The sequence below is a fragment of the Clostridium sp. MCC344 genome, assembly GCF_018785365.1.
Lineage (GTDB): Bacteria > Bacillota > Clostridia > Lachnospirales > Lachnospiraceae > Pilosibacter.
This window is the reverse complement of sequence record NZ_WQPQ01000087.1, coordinates 26,989-46,414: the sequence shown is the minus strand read 5'-3', so window position 1 is coordinate 46,414 and position 19,426 is coordinate 26,989. Positions and strand designations below refer to the sequence as shown.

19 protein-coding genes are annotated in these 19,426 nt (G+C 50.1%); 15 read left to right on the top strand and 4 right to left on the bottom strand.

What is annotated here, in order from left to right:
- Positions 1-110 precede the first annotated feature (110 nt).
- Together GPK90_RS17685 and GPK90_RS17680 are read left to right on the top strand one after the other, a co-directional pair.
- Positions 111-1,181 carry a sensor histidine kinase gene (locus tag GPK90_RS17685; protein WP_215703570.1) on the top strand — a complete coding sequence of 357 codons (1,071 nt, stop codon included), beginning with the start codon at positions 111-113 and terminating at the stop codon, positions 1,179-1,181.
- Positions 1,171-1,878, top strand: coding sequence for a response regulator transcription factor (locus GPK90_RS17680; protein ID WP_015554126.1), 708 nt, complete (start codon positions 1,171-1,173; stop codon positions 1,876-1,878). The genes GPK90_RS17685 and GPK90_RS17680 overlap by 11 nt, the downstream gene beginning before the upstream one ends.
- A gap of 339 nt (positions 1,879-2,217) precedes the next feature.
- Here the strand turns inward: GPK90_RS17680 and GPK90_RS17675 are convergent, their stop codons facing one another.
- Entirely contained in the window at positions 2,218-3,087 is an 870-nt protein-coding gene (locus GPK90_RS17675) for a polysaccharide deacetylase family protein (RefSeq protein WP_252197578.1), read from the bottom strand.
- Positions 3,088-3,252: 165 nt separating this feature from the next.
- On the opposite strand from GPK90_RS17675, the gene GPK90_RS17670 reads away from it, so the two are divergent.
- From GPK90_RS17670 to GPK90_RS17655, 4 genes are all read left to right on the top strand, one after another.
- Positions 3,253-3,870, top strand: a complete 618-nt coding sequence (locus tag GPK90_RS17670; protein WP_185911798.1) for a CPBP family intramembrane glutamic endopeptidase — start codon at positions 3,253-3,255, stop codon at positions 3,868-3,870.
- A 180-nt stretch (positions 3,871-4,050) separates the two neighbouring features.
- Positions 4,051-5,712 (top strand): DUF5722 domain-containing protein, encoded by a 1,662-nt coding sequence (locus GPK90_RS17665; RefSeq protein WP_215703569.1) that lies wholly within the window; start codon positions 4,051-4,053, stop codon positions 5,710-5,712.
- Between the two features lie 214 nt (positions 5,713-5,926).
- On the top strand, positions 5,927-6,340 hold the full coding sequence (locus tag GPK90_RS17660; protein WP_252197575.1) for a DUF6465 family protein: 414 nt from the start codon (positions 5,927-5,929) through the stop codon (positions 6,338-6,340).
- A 126-nt stretch (positions 6,341-6,466) separates the two neighbouring features.
- The gene (locus GPK90_RS17655) at positions 6,467-7,963 is read left to right on the top strand and encodes an RsmB/NOP family class I SAM-dependent RNA methyltransferase (protein WP_215703568.1); all 1,497 of its coding nucleotides are present in this window, start codon (positions 6,467-6,469) and stop codon (positions 7,961-7,963) included.
- 14 nt (positions 7,964-7,977) lie between these two features.
- Here the strand turns inward: GPK90_RS17655 and GPK90_RS17650 are convergent, their stop codons facing one another.
- Positions 7,978-8,898: an RluA family pseudouridine synthase gene (locus tag GPK90_RS17650; protein ID WP_215703567.1), complete on the bottom strand. Its 921-nt coding sequence runs from the start codon at positions 8,896-8,898 to the stop codon at positions 7,978-7,980.
- A gap of 126 nt (positions 8,899-9,024) precedes the next feature.
- On the opposite strand from GPK90_RS17650, the gene GPK90_RS17645 reads away from it, so the two are divergent.
- Together GPK90_RS17645 and GPK90_RS17640 are read left to right on the top strand one after the other, a co-directional pair.
- Positions 9,025-10,371, top strand: coding sequence for a D-alanyl-D-alanine carboxypeptidase family protein (locus tag GPK90_RS17645; RefSeq protein ID WP_215703566.1), 1,347 nt, complete (start codon positions 9,025-9,027; stop codon positions 10,369-10,371).
- 167 nt (positions 10,372-10,538) lie between these two features.
- Positions 10,539-11,141, top strand: coding sequence for a hydrolase (locus GPK90_RS17640; protein ID WP_118532939.1), 603 nt, complete (start codon positions 10,539-10,541; stop codon positions 11,139-11,141).
- A gap of 148 nt (positions 11,142-11,289) precedes the next feature.
- Here GPK90_RS17640 and GPK90_RS17635 read toward each other — a convergent pair whose 3' ends face one another.
- Positions 11,290-11,664, bottom strand: coding sequence for a NusG domain II-containing protein (locus GPK90_RS17635; protein ID WP_243015976.1), 375 nt, complete (start codon positions 11,662-11,664; stop codon positions 11,290-11,292).
- A 72-nt stretch (positions 11,665-11,736) separates the two neighbouring features.
- Positions 11,737-12,765: an FAD:protein FMN transferase gene (locus GPK90_RS17630; protein WP_118296978.1), complete on the bottom strand. Its 1,029-nt coding sequence runs from the start codon at positions 12,763-12,765 to the stop codon at positions 11,737-11,739.
- 139 nt (positions 12,766-12,904) lie between these two features.
- On the opposite strand from GPK90_RS17630, the gene GPK90_RS17625 reads away from it, so the two are divergent.
- The 7 genes from GPK90_RS17625 (at position 12,905) to GPK90_RS17595 (ending at position 19,420) form a co-directional block, all read left to right on the top strand.
- On the top strand, positions 12,905-13,423 hold the full coding sequence (locus GPK90_RS17625) for a Gx transporter family protein (RefSeq protein ID WP_118296977.1): 519 nt from the start codon (positions 12,905-12,907) through the stop codon (positions 13,421-13,423).
- A gap of 251 nt (positions 13,424-13,674) precedes the next feature.
- Entirely contained in the window at positions 13,675-15,171 is a 1,497-nt protein-coding gene (gene galT / locus GPK90_RS17620; protein WP_118532943.1) for a UDP-glucose--hexose-1-phosphate uridylyltransferase, read from the top strand.
- A 253-nt stretch (positions 15,172-15,424) separates the two neighbouring features.
- The gene (locus GPK90_RS17615) at positions 15,425-15,874 is read left to right on the top strand and encodes a hypothetical protein (protein ID WP_243022360.1); all 450 of its coding nucleotides are present in this window, start codon (positions 15,425-15,427) and stop codon (positions 15,872-15,874) included.
- A complete protein-coding gene (locus GPK90_RS17610; protein ID WP_118532947.1) occupies positions 15,871-16,833 on the top strand; it encodes an ABC transporter permease in 963 nt (320 codons plus the stop codon). The genes GPK90_RS17615 and GPK90_RS17610 overlap by 4 nt, the downstream gene beginning before the upstream one ends.
- An 18-nt stretch (positions 16,834-16,851) precedes the next feature.
- Positions 16,852-17,721, top strand: a complete 870-nt coding sequence (gene cdaA, locus GPK90_RS17605; RefSeq protein ID WP_118532949.1) for a diadenylate cyclase CdaA — start codon at positions 16,852-16,854, stop codon at positions 17,719-17,721.
- Positions 17,702-19,141, top strand: coding sequence for a CdaR family protein (locus tag GPK90_RS17600; protein ID WP_118532951.1), 1,440 nt, complete (start codon positions 17,702-17,704; stop codon positions 19,139-19,141). Before cdaA ends, GPK90_RS17600 begins: the two co-directional genes overlap by 20 nt.
- A 15-nt stretch (positions 19,142-19,156) precedes the next feature.
- A complete protein-coding gene (locus GPK90_RS17595) occupies positions 19,157-19,420 on the top strand; it encodes an HPr family phosphocarrier protein (protein ID WP_118532953.1) in 264 nt (87 codons plus the stop codon).
- The last annotated feature ends 6 nt before the right edge of the window (positions 19,421-19,426 follow it).

Sequence of the window (19,426 nt, the reverse complement as noted above, 5' to 3'; positions counted from 1 at the left end):
TTAACACGATTTTAGCAGAAATTATGTTATAATGAATCCAAAAGAAGAACAAGTGATAAGAATGGCAGCAGTTGTTCTTCATGGATCATAAAAAAACCGGAGGTTCCCCTATGAGCACAAAAGTCAGATCAGTGTTAAAGAACAGCGGGATCGCGTTCGGGATCCTGGGAATCGCGACAGCATTTTGTTTTCTTGTCCAGCGGATCTCAGAATCAGACACGCACGTCCCGCTGTTGTTCGTTTTGGCGGTGCTGTTTGTGTCCCGCTTTACGGATGGATATGTTTATGGAATCGTCGCATCGATCATCGCTGTGTTCGGCGTGAACTATGTATTTACGTTCCCGTATTTCAAACTGAACTTTGCGATCACAGGATACCCGCTGACCTTCGTTGCCATGCTGGCTGTGGCCTGCAGCGTCAGCGCCCTGACGACCCAGATCAAGAAACAGGAGCAGATGCGGCTGGAGGTTGAGCGGGAAAAGATGCGGGCAAACCTCCTGCGGGCGGTGTCCCACGATATCCGCACCCCGTTGACGGCGATCGTCGGTTCCGCGTCCGGGATCATCGACAACTATGACGCACTCTCTAAGGAAAATATCCTGGAACTCCTTGAGGACATGAAATCCGAGGGTCAGTGGCTCGTCCGGATGGTGGAAAACCTTCTTTCCATCACGAGGATCGGGGATGGAACCGCCAGGATCAATAAGGAAGATGAACTGGTGGAGGACGTGATCAGCGGAGCGATCACGAAATTCAGAAAACGATTCCCGGATATCGAGATAATCCCGAAAGTGCCGGAAGATGTCCTGTTTGTGCCTATGGACGCGATCCTGATCGAGCAGGTGATCGTAAATCTCCTGGAAAACTGCGTGCTCCACGCGGACGGTATGACAAAGATCTGGTTGATCGTGACGGAGGACGGGGACCAGGTGAAATTCTCCGTTGAGGATGACGGTGCCGGAATCGAGGAGTCCGTTCTTCCGAGAATGTTCGACGGAAGTTTCCAGTCGGAGGACGGAAAAGAGAGCGATTCCAAGCGAAATATGGGAATCGGACTTTCGGTCTGCATGACCATCGTAAGAGCCCACGACGGAATCATGAAAGCAGAAAACAGAAAAGAAGGCGGTGCCAGAGTGATGTTCTGGCTGCCGAAAGGAGTGGACACGGAATATGGAGATTAAAGACAGAGTGCTGGTCGTGGAAGACGACAAGAGGATCAGCAATTTCATCAAGACAGTGCTGGAAGCGAACAATTACGATGTGATCGTTGCGCAGACGGGAGCAGAGGCATACAGCATGGTGACCTCCCAGTGTCCGGACGTGGTGATCCTGGATCTCGGTCTTCCGGATATGGACGGCATGAAGATCCTGCAGGGCGTGCGGGAATGGTCCGCGATGCCGGTGATCGTTGTGTCGGCGAGAACCCATGAGAGGGATAAGGTGGAGGCACTGGATCTCGGAGCCGACGATTACATCACGAAGCCTTTTGGAACATCCGAGCTTCTCGCGAGGATCCGCACTGCGATCCGCCACACAAGGTCTGGGATCCCGAATCAGCCGGGCGGACAGACGGGAGTTTTTAAATCCGGCGGATTGACCATCGATTATGACAAGCACCGCGTGTTTATCGACGGTGTGGACGCGGGGCTGACCCAGAACGAGTATAAAATTGTGAGTCTTCTTGGAAAGTATGCCGGGAAAGTCATGACTTACGACTATATTATTAAAGAGATCTGGGGACCGAATATGAAGAACGATAACCGGATCCTTCGCGTGAATATGGCGAATATCCGGAGAAAGATCGAGAAGAATCCGGCGGAGCCGCAGTATATTTTTACAGAGGTTGGCGTCGGATACCGGATCGTGGAGCCGGATTAGGACAGGATGCCGCGTTGCAGCGGAAAGGGAATAAGCTATGGTAAAAACACCTGTTGTGTCTTCTATAAATTTAGAGGGCAGCAGGTGCTTTTTGTGTAATAGGGAATTCCCTATTACACAAAAGGCACTAACGTGCCAATGATGCGCACTCGCGCGAAGATGTAGATTGTCGCAAGCGACCGCGCGAGGCGCGAGATATGCCAAGGCCCATTCTTATTTATATTATATGTTCGAATGAAAGTTACGTTTACAGGTGCTGCCGGTATGCGTGAAAATGTCAGCTTTCGCTGTATGAAGCTGGTGAACACTGCAGACCAGGGAATTTTAAACTTGCTGAAATTATTGTGTGGCAGCAGCCTTCCGGACAAGTTCATCCAATGTCCCGAACCGGTAGCCCATCTCCTCCCACTTCGTCAGCAGCTCATCGAGGATCGCCGCGTTTGTGGAGGAAGTACTGTGCAGAAGCACGATGGCACCCGGATGGATGCGGCCGAGAAGTTTTTTGAACGCTTCCTCCTTTGTGGGCTGCTGATCCTGATACCAGTCCACATAGGCGAGACTCCAGAAGAAGGTCTGATAGCCGAGAGCTTTTGCCATCTGAAGATTCGCTTTGCTGTATTTTCCCTGGGGCGGCCGGTAGTATCTCCGCATGGTCTCTCCTGTGATCTCTGTGTAGCTTGTTTCGAGGCTTGAGAGCTCTTTCGCGAAGCTTTCCGGATCGCTGATCTTCGACATGTCCGGGTGGTGGTATGTATGGTTTGCGACAATATGCCCCTCGGAGACCATGCGTTTTACGAGGTCCGGGCTGGTCTCCAGGTAGTTTCCGACGACGAAAAACGCGGCGGGAACCTGATGTTTTTTCAGGGCGTCCAGGATCATGGGGGTATTGCCGTTCTCGTATCCGGCGTCGAAGGTCAGGTAGATGACTTTCTCGCCGGAAAGATCGGCGTACCAGGTGTTGTACTGCTTTAATTCATCTGCCGTGGCGTTAGCGACAGGCGGTTTTCCATCCTGCTGGAATGAGAGTCCCCAGTTTCCGTCCGCAGATGCCGGGACTGACGGAATGACGGTGGCGGCGAAAGCGCCGAGGACATAGGAGAGGGGGAGTAGGATGAGAGCCAGGAGAAGTGCGGCTGGACGGCTTCCTGCGAAAATCTGGTCATGATCGCGCGGAAATTTTTTTAAAAGACAGAAAAATGGAAATTTCATGAAATGATATCCTTTTCATGTGGTTCCAGAGACGTGCAGATGTCTCATGGAACTGCTTTTTATAATATATTCCACCCCAGATATTTGTATTCCATCGCAAAATGTGGTAAGATGTGTTGGTGCGCGTAAAGCTGCCGGTTCGGCAGTATGAAAGGAGAGAAAAAATTGAAGATCAGGATCCGGAGGATTCTTTTTCCAATACTGTTCTGTCTGGCGGTAGCATGTATCATTGAACTTCCGCTTGCGCAGACAACGATTTTCGGGGACGACGTGATCTTATGGGATACCTTGTTCCGCTCAGTCATCGCGGTTCCGATGCTGGTACATCTTTATAGAGAGGATTCGGTGTTCAGGGGAAAAGAACACTGGAACGGAAAAATCGCGGCTGCGGCATTTTTCAGTGGCGCAGGAATATCTCTGGCGTTCGGCCTTGTGGTGAGAGCGCTTCAGATCTCTGGCGCGGCCCTGGCAGATGAGAGCCTGTTCACAGGAAATCTGTGGCTGGAGGCTGTGGTGCTTCTGGCGGCATCCCCGATCCTTGAGGAATATTTTTTCCGCGGCGTTCTCTATGGAAGATGCAAGGAGCTTGTATCCGCCCCGGCGGCAGCATTTATGACCGCGGCGTTTTTCGGTGTGTTCCACTGGGACCTTGTGCAGGGAATCTACAGCTTCTTTATGGGGCTGATCCTGGCATATCTTATGGAAAAAACGAATACGGTGAAGGCACCGGTGGTGTTCCATTTCGCGGCGAATCTGGCGGCACTTGTTCTGGAGTTTTTTTAGCATGACGGAAAGAGTGTGCTTATATTTTGTATCAAAATCGGTCGGTTCCGGCGGTCCTGATGCCGCAAAGATGGCGAAAAAGGCGGCAGATTGCCGTAAAATCGTAAGGGAATCGTAATTGAATCACCAAAACCCAGATGATAAAATAGTCTAGGCAAAAAAGAAAGGCGGGAAAACGACATGAAAAAAAGAACATTATTCCGCAGTGGTGCGGCGTTTCTTATGGGACTTCTGATGACCGCAGCGGTGGGATGTTTCACAAGCTTTGCTTATGACAGCGCAAGGCTGAAGGCTTGTTCAGTAGAGAACGGAAACAGCATTTCCGTCACAGGAACAGCTACGACCGGCGCTTTAAATGAGGGGGAAACTCCGGATGATGGATATTACTATCTGTTTGAGCTTCACCCATATGAGTCTGAGATAGGCTCCAGAACGGACTACATCGCATGGAGCAACAAATCCGACAAGTTAAAATTCACCTTAAAATACAGCGGTGATTCCACGGATACGATGCTCTATTCCAGATTCGTGGTTGCGTTAAAGACCGGCAGCACCTACACACCGATCAGCAATGCGATCTATGTGACGAATCCGGGCGACGTTGCAAAGTTCCGCGAGGATTACCCGGAGCCGATGAGCAAAAAAGGACTTCTGATCCAGCTTGATATGCTCGGTGACGCTCTGAACCTGGGCGTAAAGCACACGACGGTCAATATCCCGTATCACCAGCTTGTGGGCGGCAATTTAAAGTACAAATACAACGGAAAGACCTACAACTTCAATGGTGATCTCATCAAGGATTATGATAAGATGATCAGTGCGTTCTCCGCAAAAGGAATCGTTGTGACGGCGATCCTTTTAAACGGCTGGAACGACAGCTACCCGGAGCTTCACGAAGCCGGGCTTGCGAAGAGAAACGAAGCTTTCTACTACGGTTTTAATGTCTCCACGGAGCAGGGATATGAGACGACACGCGCGCTGCTCTCCTTTATGGCAGAGCGCTATTCCGGTGCCCACGATGACTACGGCCGTGTCAGCAACTGGATCGTCGGAAATGAGATCAACAACAACTTAAACTGGAACTACACCGGTCCGATGGATATCGATTCCTATACAAAGCTCTATTCAAAGGTATTCCGTGTTGCTTACACGGCAATCAAGAGCCAGAGCCGGAACGCGAGAGTCTTCTTCTCCACAGACTATGAGTGGAAGCGCGCAAATTCCAACCTGATGTACGGCGCAAAGGATTTTATTGACCGCTTCAACGCCGATATCCGTGACGAGGGAAATATCGAGTGGGGACTTGCCTACCATCCGTATCCGCATCCGATGACAGAGCCGGAGTTCTGGGATGATGATCAGACAGGCGCTGTCAACAATACAGAAGATTCGCCGGTGGTAAACTTTAAAAACCTCAACGTCCTGACGGATTACTTCCAGAAGGACATCATGCGCGATGCAGGCGGAAATGTCCGCCATATCATTCTCTCTGAGGAGGGCTTTACCTCAAAGAGCGCGACCCGTGGAGACGTCTATGATATCCAGGCAGCGGCATTTGCCTACGCGTACTATCTTGTGGACAACAACCCGTATATCGACGCGTTTATCTTAAACCGTCAGGTCGATGCGGTGATCGAGGTAGAGCAGTCCTGCTCGTTTGGTCTCTGGACAGTTGACATGTCAAGCCCGAACAGGGTCATCGCCGTTATGCCGAAGAATATTTACAACGTATTCAAATATATTGATACAAATAAATCTCTGAAGTATACGGAATTCGCGAAGAAGATCATCGGAATCAACAAGTGGAGCGATGTGATCCCGGGATTTAAGCTGCAGGAATAATTCAAAAGAATAAAGCTGGTATTTTGATCCGGCAGGGCACTTTCAGATATGTGTTCTGCCGGATCTTTTCGCTTACAAATGCCAGTTTTACGGGATTTTATTGACAAAATCCTGACGAGGGCTTATAATGCGCTATGACAATTACTTAGCACGACAACTCAGGAAATGGCAGGAAACAGTTTGGTATGTCAAGATTTTTCGGGAGGATATCATTATGGCAAAGAAGAACCCAATCGCAGCCGCAGCAAAGAAAATGGCTGCAGCACCGGTTAGCAATAACACTGTAGAAGCAGAGGCAGCAGAGACAAAGGCAGTTAAGGCAGAAGCAAAGGCTGAGGCTCCAAAGGCAGAAGCCAAGAAGGCAGAGGAGCCGAAGAAGGAGACTGCAAAGAAGACTCCGGCAAAGAAAACAACAGCAAAGGACATCAAGACATCCGTAGTTGTACAGTTCGCCGGCAAGGAAGTTGCAGAGAAAGATCTCATCGCGGCTGTTAAGAAGGCCTACACAAAGAAAGGCAATAAAGTCGGCGATATCAAGACCATCGAGATCTATGTTAAGCCGGAAGAGAGCGCTGCTTACTATGTAGTAAACGGTGTCGGCGCGGATGATTACAAGATCGAACTGTAATCAGAGTTTCAAAGAAACAGATTTACGGACTGCTGCAGATAGAGACTACGGTCTGTAAAAGAACAGAGACTAAGAAAGAGCGTCCGCCGGGATTTTCCCGACGGGCGCTTTTGAGATCAGGAGACTATGGAAAAAGAGAAGAAGATTAAGCTTCCGGAAGCATTCGTGAAAAAGATGGAGAAGCTTCTTGGCAGTGACGCGGAACCGTTTTTTGAAAGTTATGACGCGGAGCGGAAATTCGGTCTGCGGGTCAATCCGTTAAAACAGAAAAATGGCTGGACGGCAGATGCGGGAACGCCTCTGGAAGAATATCTGGGAGGACTCGCAAAAGTACCCTGGGCGAAGGAAGGATTTTACTACGAGGCAGATATGCGCCCGGGACGCCATCCGTTTCATGAGGCAGGGGCATACTATATTCAGGAACCAAGTGCCATGTCCACAGCGGAGGCATTAGCCCCAAAGCCCGGAGAGCGAATTCTCGATCTCTGTGCGGCCCCCGGAGGAAAATCCACCCATCTTGCGGGAAAAATGGGCGGGCAGGGGCTTTTGGTCTGCAATGAGATCCATCCGGTCCGGGCAAAGATTTTATCCCAGAATATTGAGCGCCTCGGTATCGGAAATGCGGTGGTGACGAACATGGATCCGTTTCAGCTTGTGCCTGCATTTAAGGAGTTTTTTGACGGGATCGTGGTGGATGCACCCTGTTCCGGAGAAGGAATGTTCCGAAAGGATGAGAATGCCAGAAATGAGTGGAGCCCGGACCATGTCAAACAGTGTGCAGGGCTTCAGGACGGGATTCTGGACTGCGCGGCAGTCATGTTGAAAGATGGCGGACGGATCGCGTATTCCACCTGTACATTTTCACCGGAGGAGAATGAGCAGAGTGTGGCGAGATTCCTCTCGCGCCATCCGGAATTCTCTGTGGAAAAGCCGGAACTTGCGAAGTACTTCTCTGTCGGACATCCGGAGTGGGCAGACGGGAACAAAGAGCTGGAAAAGACAGTCAGGATCTGGCCGCATCTGGCGGATGGGGAAGGACATTTTCTGGCACTGCTTGTGAAAGGAGAAAGCTCCGGGGACACTGTGACGGAGGCAGACAGTCAGAACGCTGCGGAGATTGTGGAGAAACGGAAGAAGGGCAGCAGGAAAGACAATAGAAAAGACGATGGCGCCCTTTCTGAGGCAGTCTCCGCATTCCGTGAGTTTGAAAAAGAGAACCTGACGGATGCAGAGGAGCTGGAAGACAGAAAGAAATTTCTGCTGTTTGGAGAAAATCTCTACCTCGTTCCGGAGATGATGCCGGATCTTAAGGGCCTCAGGGTCTTAAGACCGGGGTTACATCTTGGCGCAGCAAAAAAAGGCAGGTTTGAACCGTCCCATGCGCTGGCCCTGTTTTTAAAGAAAGAGGAAGTGAAGCAGACGGTGGAGATCGGTTTTGGGACCCTTGCCCTGAAATACCTCCGCGGAGAGACATTGCGGGAAGATGACTTTGAAAATCAGGGGATTCCGGCAAAAGGCTGGGTCCTTGTGACGACCGGCGGTATGTCGCTTGGTTTTGCAAAAGCAGCCGGAGGAATGCTCAAGAACCATTATCCGAAGGGCTTGAGGATTCAGGGAGGCTGATGGAACCTGTTTTGTTAAAAGACAGGTCCTTCCGGATTTTTGATGTCCGGAAACAGGTTTCGCATATCCTGCGGCAGCGGAGCAGAGAATTCAAGCTTCTTTCCGGTCACAGGGTGGGAAAAGCTCAGATAGATGGAATGAAGCGGCTGACGGTCGATCAGACGGTAGTCCGGGCAGTAGAGAAAATCCCCCGGCAGCGGGTGCCCGATGGCTTTCATATGGACGCGGATCTGGTGCGTTCTTCCGGTCTCCAGCAGGAGACGGATGAACGAGAGGTCGGCGTCCTTGTTGTATGCAATAGTCTGATAATGGGTCACAGCAGCATCACCCCGCTCCGGATCGCAGACGCGCTCAATGGTAGAGCCGTCTTTTCTGGCGATCGGAAGGTCAATGGTGCCGGAGTCAGCTGTCTTTCCGGAAACGATGGCGGCGTATTCCCTGTGGATCGCATGATCCTTCACGGCATCTGATAGAATACAGGAGCTGTAGGGATTCTTTGCCAGAAGTATAAGCCCGGAGGTATCCCGGTCCAGACGGTTTACGGCGCGGAATACGAATGGCGTCTCCTCATTTCTGAAATACCAGGCGATCGCGTTTGCCAGGGTGTTCTCATAATGTCCCTGGGATGGATGGACCGGCATTCCGGCAGGTTTGTCGATCACGAGGACATGTTCGTCTTCAAAGACGACAGAGAGATCCGCAGGAACCGGAACGATCTGCTCAGAAGCCTTTTTCTCCGTAACATGGACGTCCAGGCAGTCCTCCGGCTGGAGGACTGTGTTGGAAAAGACGGTTTTCCCATTTAGGAAGAAACTTTCCGCGGTGTTCCGCAGGTGGACCACAAGGCGGGATGAAAAGCCGGAATCCAGAAGAAATGCAGCGATGGACCGGCCGCTTTCCGATTCGGTGATTTTGTAGGTTAAAATTACATTCATGAAATATCCTTTTTGATAAAATACGGGCAGTCACCAGATTTCATTGTACCACAGGAAAAATTGCGCGGCAAGTCTCAGAAAGCAGACGCATATGTTGTGATAAATATACAGCGGAAGTTCTGAAACATGTGGAAGAATCAAAATATCGCTAAAAAGGCACGGTTGTGGGCCGGCGAATGGACCAGACCGGAAGAAAAGGTGGAGAGAAAACATGAAGCATCCTCAATTTTGCAGCTGTGTCTGGGGGCGTTCCTGTTTTTTGCGGCTGCAGTTCCCGGAAATTATCTATATGCGGAACACAGCGGATGTCAGGCTGGTCAGACCGCGCTGGAATCGGCGGCAGCGCAGCCGGAGACGGATCCGCTCCTTCTGAACTCCCGTGCCGCTGTTTTGCTGGACGGCGATACGGGGCGCGTCCTGTACGGAAAAAACGAGACGGAAGTCCTTCCGATGGCCAGTACCACGAAGATCATGACCTGTATTCTGGCACTGGAAAATGCCGGACCGGACACTGAAGTTCTGATCTCAGACCGCGCAGCATCGATGCCGGAGGTAAAGCTGCATGTGAGAAAAGGGGAAAGATACCGCCTGAGAGATCTTCTGTACTCCATGATGCTGGAATCCCATAATGATTCCGCCGCAGCAATCGCTGAGGCCGTTGGAGGCAGTGTGGAAGATTTCGCAGATATGATGAATCGGAAAGCGGCGGAACTTGGGTGTGAGGATACATATTTTCTGACACCCAACGGACTGGACGCGAAGGAGAGGAAAAGCGGAAAGATCCATTCCACAACGGCGGCAGATCTGGCGCGGATCCTCAGATACGGGATCCTGTTTTCTCCGGCAAAGGAGGAATTTCTTGCCATCACAAGAGCACCGTCCCATACGTTTTCAGATCTCTCCGGCGATAGAAGCTTTTCCTGTATGAACCACAATGCTCTTCTGACATCCATGGCGGGTGCGGTCTGCGGAAAGACCGGATTTACGGGAAAAGCAGGGTATTGTTATGTGGGGGCGGTAAAAAAAGGAGAAAAATTATTGATTGCAGCACTGTTAGGCTGCGGATGGCCGCCCCATAAGACATACAAGTGGCAGGATATGAGGAAGCTTGTGACATATGGGGAGGAAAATTTTGAATATCAGGAGATCGAAAAACAGGGGCTTGGGAAATCTGCGGTGATTTCAGTGGAAAACGGTGTAATGCCGGAGGTGAAGATTCGGATCGAGAATGGGAGTGCAGATGAGAAAACACTCCGTGTCCTGCTGGGGAAAGATGAAAAAATCCGGGTGAGAACGAAGATAGCAAAGGCTGTGGATGCACCGGTGAAGGAGGGCATGCCGGTGGGGCAGAGAGATTATATGATAGATGGGATTATTCTGGACAGTGATCCGGTGGTGACAGACGGGAAGGTTGACCGGTGGGATTTTGGATATGCAGAGAGGATCGTGATGATGAAGTTCTGGCTCTACTGACATTGGTCGCGAACAGTAACGTTCTGGCAGTAACATGTGATGGGAATCCTGTTATCATACATACTTGAATTATAGGGAAATCCTGTTATACTGATAGAAAAGAAAATTGGTAACTGCAAGGGTACCGGACAGTTACTGAAAATCTATCAGTACGGAGGCATAAAAGCATGCAGACAAAACTTACAAGAGAGGATGCCATCGAGCTCCTCAGAAAACACAACAAAGAACCGTTCCACATTCTCCACGGACTTACCGTCGGGGGAGTTTTAAAATGGTACGCGAATGAGCTTGGATATGGGGATGAAGCCGGATTCTGGGAGATCTGCGGAATCCTTCATGATATTGATTTTGAGGAATACCCGGAAGAACACTGTCTGATTGCCCCGCGCCTGTTAAAAGAAGGCGGAGCGGAAGACGAGGTGATCCATGCAGTCTGCAGCCACGGATACGGCATCCACGAGTGGATCAACGCAAAGCCGGAGCATGAGATGGAGAAAGTCCTCTTTGCGGCAGACGAGTTGACCGGTCTGATCTGGGCGGCAGCGAAGATGCGCCCTTCAAAGAGCACGAAGGATATGGAAGTATCCAGCTTAAAGAAAAAATTTAAGGATAAGAAGTTTGCGGCCGGATGCTCCAGAGACGTCATCACAAAAGGGGCGGAAAATCTCGGCTGGGAACTGCCGAAGCTGATGGAGATGACGATCCTCGCCATGAGATCCTGCGAGGACTCTGTTGCGGAAGAGATGAAAGAGATGGGACTGGCGGAATAAAAGCGGAAAGCCTGTGAGATGGAGTACGGACAGGAAACTTAACAGAGAAATAACAAGTGAAAACCTGAGAAGCTTTTTGGGCTCCTCAGGTTTTTAAGCTGGTGGGAAAACTTTTCTATCGTCCGGTCGGGTTTCCCTCCCGGTCCTGTCATTTTACGCTCTTGATCTGTGCGGTCATTTTGTTCGGCAGGCAGACGATGATCTCGCCGTCCATATGGATCTTCCCCTGGTGAACGCAGATCTTATCGGGGCAGGTCGCTTCGGAGACCCAGACTTCCCCGTCTTTGATGATCAGATGGTTTGTGCCGCCGGATGCACCATCGATCGTGAGTTCCTGATCTTTTGCGAGATCGAGTGTCTCGACGACGTTTCCGTCGACAGAGATCTCGACGACTTCTGCCGGGCTCTTATGCATCAGCTTTGTCCCGAGAAACAGAAGAGCGGCAGCCGCAAGGACCACGGCGATCAGGATCAGGTCCTGTTTCTTAAAAAGTGTGTGTTTCATGTCTTTATTTTCTGTCATAAAAATCTCCTGAAAACTCAATAACCAATGAGGCTGCAGTGCCTGCGGATCCCGGATGCGCTGAGCCGGGGATCATTGTTTAATGATAAAGTCTTCCATCCCGTCCGAATAATAAACGTGATAATCCTCATCGATAAAGCATGCATAGATCCCGTCGAGGGAATTTGCAAGCTCCAGTCCTTTTTCAAGTCCGAGAGAAAAGCAGGTGGTGGAGAGACCGTCACCGTCCACGGATTCTTCGGAAAGGATCGTCACGGAGATCAGCCCGTTATCGTAAGGATACCCCGTTGCCGGATTTAAAATATGATGGTAATTTTTTCCGTCAACCTCAAAATGGCGTTCATAGACGCCGGAAGTGACAACGGAGAGATCATCGATGCCAAGCACCTCAAAAGTCTCATCGCGGTCCGCAAACGGTTTCTGAAGTCCGATGTGGAACTTGCTCCCATCCGGCTTTTCTCCGACGCAGAGAACGTTTCCGCCGAGATTAATGATTGCGCTCTTCACGCCGGCATCCAGAAGCTGATCCTTGATACGGTCGGCGATATATCCCTTCGCGATAGATCCGAGATCGATCGTGGTGTCAGGGGAAAGGAACGTCAGGGTGTTTCCGGAGAGGACCAGGTTGTGATAATCCACTTTCGGAATGTCCGCTTCAATGTCCGCCGCATCCGGGATCACAGCCTCGCCACTCGTGAAGTTCCAGAGGGAGCTCAGCGGTTCGATCGTAATGTCGAAAGCGCCGCCGGACTTTTCGCAGTATTCCAGACCTTTCGATAAGAGCGCCGCCATATCGTCGGAAACCGTGACGGTGTCCGTAGTCCGGTGGTTGATCTGATAGAGTTCACTGGTCTCTAACGTCTTGCTGAAAATGTTTTCATACTCTTTACAAAGTGCCATCGAATCGTCTAAGATAGAGGAGTCGTCAGAATCGTAGAGGGTGATGGTGACGAAGGTGTTGAGCAGAAAATCGGAACGGCTCAAAGGAGTCTCAGGAGTGAGAAGACCCGGACCGTCACTATTTTGGCATCCACTCAGTGCCATGCCGGAAACGAGGATGAGACCGGCGGCACAGATGCTGAAGATTGTTTTTTTGTTCATATTTGTACTTCCTGTAATTTGATGGATGATCGTAACTTTCCGATCAATGAGGAGCCGTTACGCCGGATCCTCATAATATCTGATTTTTTATTCTAACAAACAGACTTTTGAAAGTCAAGAAAGACGAGGGATCGATCCTATGTATCGAGAAAAAAAGGCGATAAATATCGCATTGTACGGACTTCTCATCGCACTCGCCATGGTGCTCAGCTTTGTTGAGACGCTGATCCCCATTCCGATCCCGGTCCCGGGCGTAAAGCTTGGACTCGCGAACCTTGTGACGGTGGTGGGACTTTACCTGATCGGGATCCCCGGAACGATCGCGGTGACCCTGATCCGCATCGTTCTTGTGGGTTTATCTTTTGGAAATCCATACAGTATGATCTACGGGCTGTCAGGAAGCTTTCTCAGCCTGTTTGTGATGGCAATCTTAAAGAAAACGGGAAAACTCTCCCAGATCGGTATCAGCGTCCTCGGTGGCATCGCCCACAACATCGGTCAGATCACATTCGCAGCTGTCATTGTCCAGACAGCAGGCGTATTTTACTATCTCCCGTTCCTCCTCGCCGCCGGCTGCATCGCAGGAACCCTGATCGGAGTTGTCGGCGGGATCATTACAGAACGCCTGATGCACGCAATGCGCGGTATAAAAAAATAAAATACCGATTGTATTGAGGGGATATTTTTACTATAATGAATGGTAACAGGTTGCAGGTGCGCCCGATTGTTTCGGAGCATTCTCTCAGGCAAGTTTACTTGTCTGAGAGAATGATGCGGAATAATCTGGCATAGGGCGACCGCCCTATGCTTCTTGTTTTTCCATCGGAAAAACAAGAAGAGCGCACAAAAACCAGCCAATCAACTATCATGCAAGCTAACATATAACCGCAAAATCGGAGGGGATACATCATGATTGAAATGTCAGTAAAAAAACTGGTACAGTATGGAAAAGAAACAGGCCTGATCGAAAAAGAAGACGAGATCTACGCCAGAAACCAGATCCTGGAAGTTCTCGGCATGGATGAATATGAAGAGCCTGGCGAGATCGTGGGGACGATCAGCCTGGAAGATACCTTAAATGAGCTGACCGATTACGCGGCAGAACACGGGATCCTTGAAAACAACAGCGTTGTGTACCGGGATCTCTTTGATACGCGGCTCATGAACTGCCTGATGCCGCGCCCGAGTGAGGTCGTAAAAAAGTTCCACAGTGAATATGAAAAGTCCCCGGAGGATGCGACCGGTTATTTCTATAAACTGAGTCAGGATTCCAACTATATCCGCCGTTACCGCGTCTGTAAAGATCTGAAGTGGATCACAAAGACAGAGTATGGGGATCTCGATATCACGGTAAACCTCTCCAAACCGGAGAAAGATCCGAAAGCGATCGCAGCTGCAAAGAACATGAAACAGAGCGGATATCCGAAATGCCTGCTCTGCATGGAGAACGTCGGCTATGCGGGCCGCGTCAATCATCCGGCGAGAAACAACCACAGGATCATCCCGCTGACTTTAAACGGGGAGAACTGGGGATTCCAGTATTCTCCGTATGTCTATTATAATGAGCACTGCATCGTCTTCAACGGAAAACATACGCCGATGAAGATCGACCGGAACACATTTAAGAAATTATTTGATTTCGTCACGATGTTCCCGCACTATTTCCTGGGATCCAATGCGGATCTCCCGATCGTTGGCGGTTCCATCCTGACCCACGACCATTTCCAGGGCGGAAGATATACCTTTGCAATGGCGAAGGCGCCGGTGGAAAAGAGTTTTACAGTCAATGGATTCGAGGATGTGGAAGCCGGGATCGTAAAATGGCCGATGTCCGTGATCCGGATCCGTGGGGAAAAGAAAGAGCGGCTGATCGATCTTGCAGACAAGATCCTGACTGCATGGCGCGGATACACAGATGCGGATGCGGATATTTATGCGGATACAAACGGAGAACCGCACAACACGATCACCCCGATCGCGAGATTCCGCGATGGGAAGTTTGAGCTGGACCTGGTGCTCAGAAATAACCGCACCACCGAGGACCGCCCGCTCGGCCTGTTCCATCCGAACCCGAAGCTGCATCACATTAAAAAAGAGAACATCGGACTGATCGAAGTCATGGGTCTTGCGGTCCTTCCGTCAAGACTGAAAGAAGAGCTTGCCCTGCTCGCAGCTTATATTGTAGAAGGAAAAGACATCCGCAGCGAAGAGTCGATCGCGAAACATGCGGACTGGGTGGAGGAATTCCTTCCGAAATACGAGAAGATCACAAAAGACAATGTGATGGAGATCCTGCAGGATGAGGTCGGTCATGTATTTGCGAATGTTCTGGAGGATGCCGGTGTCTATAAACGCACAGAGGCAGGCCGGGAGGCATTCGGAAGATTTATCGCGTCCCTGAACTGAAGATCCTGCGGACGCATATGCAGAATGGGAGTGAATCACTGCGATCACGTTACATTTTCCTTAATATTTTCATAAATGTAAGGACGGTGTCTCGCCAAGCGCAGGAAAATATGTTATACTTGATAACTGTTTAACGAGAATCAGCAGAAATTCTCCTGTCGCTGCCGGTGGTGAGGAGAGTGGAAGATGAGAAACTCAACGGCGGCGGCAGAGAAAAATCAAAAGGAACGGTCTTTTCAGCAGCCTGTATCTGATGCCGGAACGTGAAAAGGAGACTGACATGTTAAATGAGGAGAAGATCCGTCTGATGACGGGGATCGCCATGTTTGAAAAGAAAATGATGAAGGAATCCATTCCTGCGAACCGGTATTTTAAGAGCGATTATGTGGGAAGTCACCTGATCCGGTCGTTTATCGCGTATTCACTGACCGTCTGCCTGTGCCTGATGCTATGGGTCCTTTACCGTTTTGATGATCTGATCAATGCGATGGCAGTCGACGATCTGCTTTCACTTGGTGCACGCCTTGTATTTTACTATGTGGCAGGACTTCTCGCATATCTTGTCGTGACCTGGAAGATCTATTCGAGACGCTATGATGAGGCGGTGGGAAAACTGAAGATCTACCAGGCAAAACTCCGGCGGCTGGATAAAAAGTACAACCAGCAGGGAGTCAAGGAAAACGGGGAGGAAAAGAGTAAGTGATCGGACTTTTAGTATTTAAGGAAAAACTGAAACAATTTTATGGGAAATATAATATTTACATCGTACCGGTCGTAAGATTTCTGGTGGGATTTCTCACCTTCTGGCTGATCAATGCGAATGTGGGATTTATGACAAAGCTGAAAAATCCGCTGATCCCGGTGGTAATGGGACTGATCGCCTCCTTTATCCCGTACGGAGTGACTGCGTTTTTAGCCGGGATCTTTATCCTGATCCATGTTTCCCAGGTGTCTCTGGAGATCGCCCTGATCATCTTTGTATTCATGCTCGCGGTTACTGTCCTTTACTATGGTTTCCGCCCGGGGGACGGATATCTTCTGCTCCTGACTCCGCTGCTGTTTTTCCTGCGGATCCCGTATGTGGTCCCGCTCGTCGTAGGTCTTTCCGGAAGTCTGGTCTCGATCGTTCCGGTGTGCTGTGGTGTCTGCATTTACTATATCCTGATGTATTTAAAGCAGAATGCGGGGACACTGACCGGAAGCTCCATGACGGAGATGGCGGACCGTTTTATCCAGATCGTAAAAAATGTGTTCGGAAATGAACTCATGTGGGTCATGGTGGCTGCGTTTGCCGCTGCGATCCTTGTCGTGCTCATTATCAAAAATCTCTCGGTGGATTATTCCTGGTCCATCGCCATCGTTGCAGGAGTGATCACCCAGCTTGCTGTGATCTTTGTGGGAGATTTCAACTTCAATCTTCCGGTATCTGCCGGTTCCATGATCTTTGGGATCGTTGTCTCGGTGGTGATCGCCCTGATCTACCAGTTCTTTGTATTCGCAGTGGATTATACGAGAACAGAGTATCTGCAGTATGAAGATGATGATTACTATTATTATGTAAAAGCTGTCCCGAAGCTCACGGTGTCCGCACCGGACGTAAAGGTACAGCGGATCTATTCGAGAAAAAACGTGAGACGCGAGAAAAATGAAACGCGTGAATAATTGTACGGAGGTAACAAAATGACAGAATTTCTTGGGAATATGTATTCCTGGTTTACATTTATTCCGAAGATCACATTGTCGAATCTTTTTGAAATTCTGATCCTCACAGTCCTGATCTATGAAGTCCTTTTGTGGGTAAAGTCGACGAGAGCAGGAGTGCTGCTGCGGGGTGGTATGATCATTGTCGGATTCTATCTGCTGGCGGCGATGTTCCATCTGAATACGATCACCTGGATCATCAACCATATGGGCCAGCTCGTATTGACGGCTCTCATCATTATCTTCCAGCCGGAACTCCGGAAAGCGCTGGAGCAGCTCGGAAGCAAAAACATCATCACAGATCTTTTTATTTCCGAGAATTCCAGACTCCAGGAGGGATATACGGAAAAGACCGTAAACGAGATTACACGCGCTGCCTTCGAGATGGGAAAAGTAAAGACAGGAGCGCTGATCGTGATCGAGCGCGACACTCCGCTTCCGGAGATCGAGCGAACAGGGATCCCGGTGGACGGGATCGTGACGAGCCAGCTTCTGATCAATATTTTTGAGCATAATACGCCGCTTCACGATGGAGCGATCATTATCCGCGGAAACCGTGTGACCTCTGCGACCTGTTACCTGCCGCTTTCTGATAACCTCAGCATCAGTAAGGATCTCGGAACGAGACACCGCGCAGCTCTGGGGATCAGTGAGAGCACGGACAGTCTGACGGTGGTCGTATCGGAGGAGACCGGACGGGTATCGCTGGCAGAACGCGGAAGTTTAAGAAGGATCAACAGTCCGGAAGAGCTGAAACTTGCGATCGCTGCGAAGCCGCAGGAGGAGACTGTATCCGGCCCGTTCAAACTTCTGAAGGGATGGCATAAAAATGAAAGAAAAGCAGAATAAAAGATGGGGGCTTTTGCTGATTTCCTTCCTGTGTGCTTTTTTAGTCTGGCTGGGAGTTGTCAATGTGGCAGATCCGGTCATGACGGATACGGTCGAGGTGCCGGTGGAGATCGTCAACAGTGATGTCCTCACAAAGAATAATCTGACTTACGAGGTTGTCGGAAAGTCGACGACGACAGTGCAGTATGAGGTAAAGACGACGAATGCGTATCGGATCCGTTCTTCAGATTTCCGTGCCTATGCGGATATGACGGATATGTGGTCTGTGACAGGAGCGATCCCGATCAAGATCGAGGTCTTAAATCACTCGGAGTACCTGGTATCTACCCCGGTAAGCCGGAGCGGGACCATCAAGATCGAGACGGAACCTCTTCAGAGAAAGACATTTACGATCGGGGTTACGACGACGGGAATGCTCGAGGATGGTTACCAAACCGGTAAAGTGACACTCTCACCGGAAACACTTACGGTGGAAGGTCCGGAATCCCTGATCGGGCAGATCAGCAGTGTCGGGGTCGAGATCAATTTAGACGGAAAGAATGCAGACTGGAGCGATTCGGAGGAGCCGAAGTTCTATGATGCAAATAACAACAGCATTACGATCAGCGACCGTCTGATCAGCAACTGCAAGAGCGTGGATTACACCATGGAGATCCTGAAGGTGAAGAATCTGAGCCTGGACTTCGATGTCACCGGTGAGGTGGCGAGCGGTTACCGTTATTCAGGTGTGGAATGCGCGCTTAAGAGTGTGCCGGTAGTTGGATTAAAGAGCGCTCTGGCGTCCTTAAATACCATCACGATCCCGAAAGAAGAGCTGGATGTTACCGGAGCAAAGGCGAACATCGTAAAGACGATCGATCTGAATGATTACCTGCCGGAGGGAGTTTCCCTTGCCGGAATGGACAGCTCCGAGATCACGGTGACTTTGACCGTGGAGCCGTTAAAAGAGCAGGAATACACGGTGCGCATCAGTTCTGACTGTTATGTTGGCGCTAACAGTTCCTACAGCTATCAGGCGGAACCGGCAACCGTTACGATCCGGATCCGAGCGCTTCAGGAGGAACTTGACAGCCTGCAGTTCACATCCGATGATCTGAGTCTGAATGTCTCAGGAATGGGAGAGGGAAGTCATCAGATTCAGCCTACACTGAACAGAGAACTGGATTCGGCGTATGATCTGCTGGGAATCTCCAGCTGTGTGGTAAATGTTACAAAAGAGCAGGAATCCGCGGCAGAGACAACACCGGAGACAACCGTAGAGGAGACAACTAAAGCGTCTGAGATTACTGCAGAGAGCAGCAAAGAGGCGGAGACAGAGGAGGAGACCACCGCAGCAGCGACAAGACATGCGGTGATCGTCCCGCCAGAGACAACAGAAGCTCATCAGGCAATCGGACTTCAGACGTTATTTCGAAATTAGGAGTTAAAAATACTTATGGTAAAGCAAAAAGTTACAATTGGAAACCCGACCGGTCTGCACTTGAGACCGGCAGGGCTTCTGTGCAAGGCGGCATTGCGGTTTCAGAGTTCGATCAAATTTGAATATGGACACACGACAGCAAATGCAAAAAGTGTACTGAGCGTGCTGGGGGCATGCGTAAAGTGCGGAGATGAGATCGAATTGATCTGTGATGGAGCGGATGAGCAGGAAGCCATGGCCGCGATCACAGAGCTGATCAACAGTGGTCTCGGAGAGTAGGCTGAT

Excerpts from the sequence above, each read along its gene's own strand:
- cdaA (WP_118532949.1), top strand. The coding sequence starts at position 16,852 with ATGACAGAATTTCTTGGGAATATGTATTCCTGGTTTACATTTATTCCG.
- GPK90_RS17675 (WP_252197578.1), bottom strand. The coding sequence starts at position 3,087 with ATGAAATTTCCATTTTTCTGTCTTTTAAAAAAATTTCCGCGCGATCAT.
- GPK90_RS17645 (WP_215703566.1), top strand. The coding sequence starts at position 9,025 with ATGTGGAAGAATCAAAATATCGCTAAAAAGGCACGGTTGTGGGCCGGC.
- GPK90_RS17635 (WP_243015976.1), bottom strand. The coding sequence starts at position 11,664 with ATGACAGAAAATAAAGACATGAAACACACACTTTTTAAGAAACAGGAC.
- GPK90_RS17650 (WP_215703567.1), bottom strand. The coding sequence starts at position 8,898 with ATGAATGTAATTTTAACCTACAAAATCACCGAATCGGAAAGCGGCCGG.
- GPK90_RS17660 (WP_252197575.1), top strand. The coding sequence starts at position 5,927 with ATGGCAAAGAAGAACCCAATCGCAGCCGCAGCAAAGAAAATGGCTGCA.
- GPK90_RS17655 (WP_215703568.1), top strand. The coding sequence starts at position 6,467 with ATGGAAAAAGAGAAGAAGATTAAGCTTCCGGAAGCATTCGTGAAAAAG.
- GPK90_RS17600 (WP_118532951.1), top strand. The coding sequence starts at position 17,702 with ATGAAAGAAAAGCAGAATAAAAGATGGGGGCTTTTGCTGATTTCCTTC.
- galT (WP_118532943.1), top strand. The coding sequence starts at position 13,675 with ATGATTGAAATGTCAGTAAAAAAACTGGTACAGTATGGAAAAGAAACA.
- GPK90_RS17640 (WP_118532939.1), top strand. The coding sequence starts at position 10,539 with ATGCAGACAAAACTTACAAGAGAGGATGCCATCGAGCTCCTCAGAAAA.
- GPK90_RS17625 (WP_118296977.1), top strand. The coding sequence starts at position 12,905 with ATGTATCGAGAAAAAAAGGCGATAAATATCGCATTGTACGGACTTCTC.
- GPK90_RS17680 (WP_015554126.1), top strand. The coding sequence starts at position 1,171 with ATGGAGATTAAAGACAGAGTGCTGGTCGTGGAAGACGACAAGAGGATC.
- GPK90_RS17665 (WP_215703569.1), top strand. The coding sequence starts at position 4,051 with ATGAAAAAAAGAACATTATTCCGCAGTGGTGCGGCGTTTCTTATGGGA.
- GPK90_RS17615 (WP_243022360.1), top strand. The coding sequence starts at position 15,425 with ATGCCGGAACGTGAAAAGGAGACTGACATGTTAAATGAGGAGAAGATC.
- GPK90_RS17630 (WP_118296978.1), bottom strand. The coding sequence starts at position 12,765 with ATGAACAAAAAAACAATCTTCAGCATCTGTGCCGCCGGTCTCATCCTC.
- GPK90_RS17685 (WP_215703570.1), top strand. The coding sequence starts at position 111 with ATGAGCACAAAAGTCAGATCAGTGTTAAAGAACAGCGGGATCGCGTTC.
- GPK90_RS17595 (WP_118532953.1), top strand. The coding sequence starts at position 19,157 with ATGGTAAAGCAAAAAGTTACAATTGGAAACCCGACCGGTCTGCACTTG.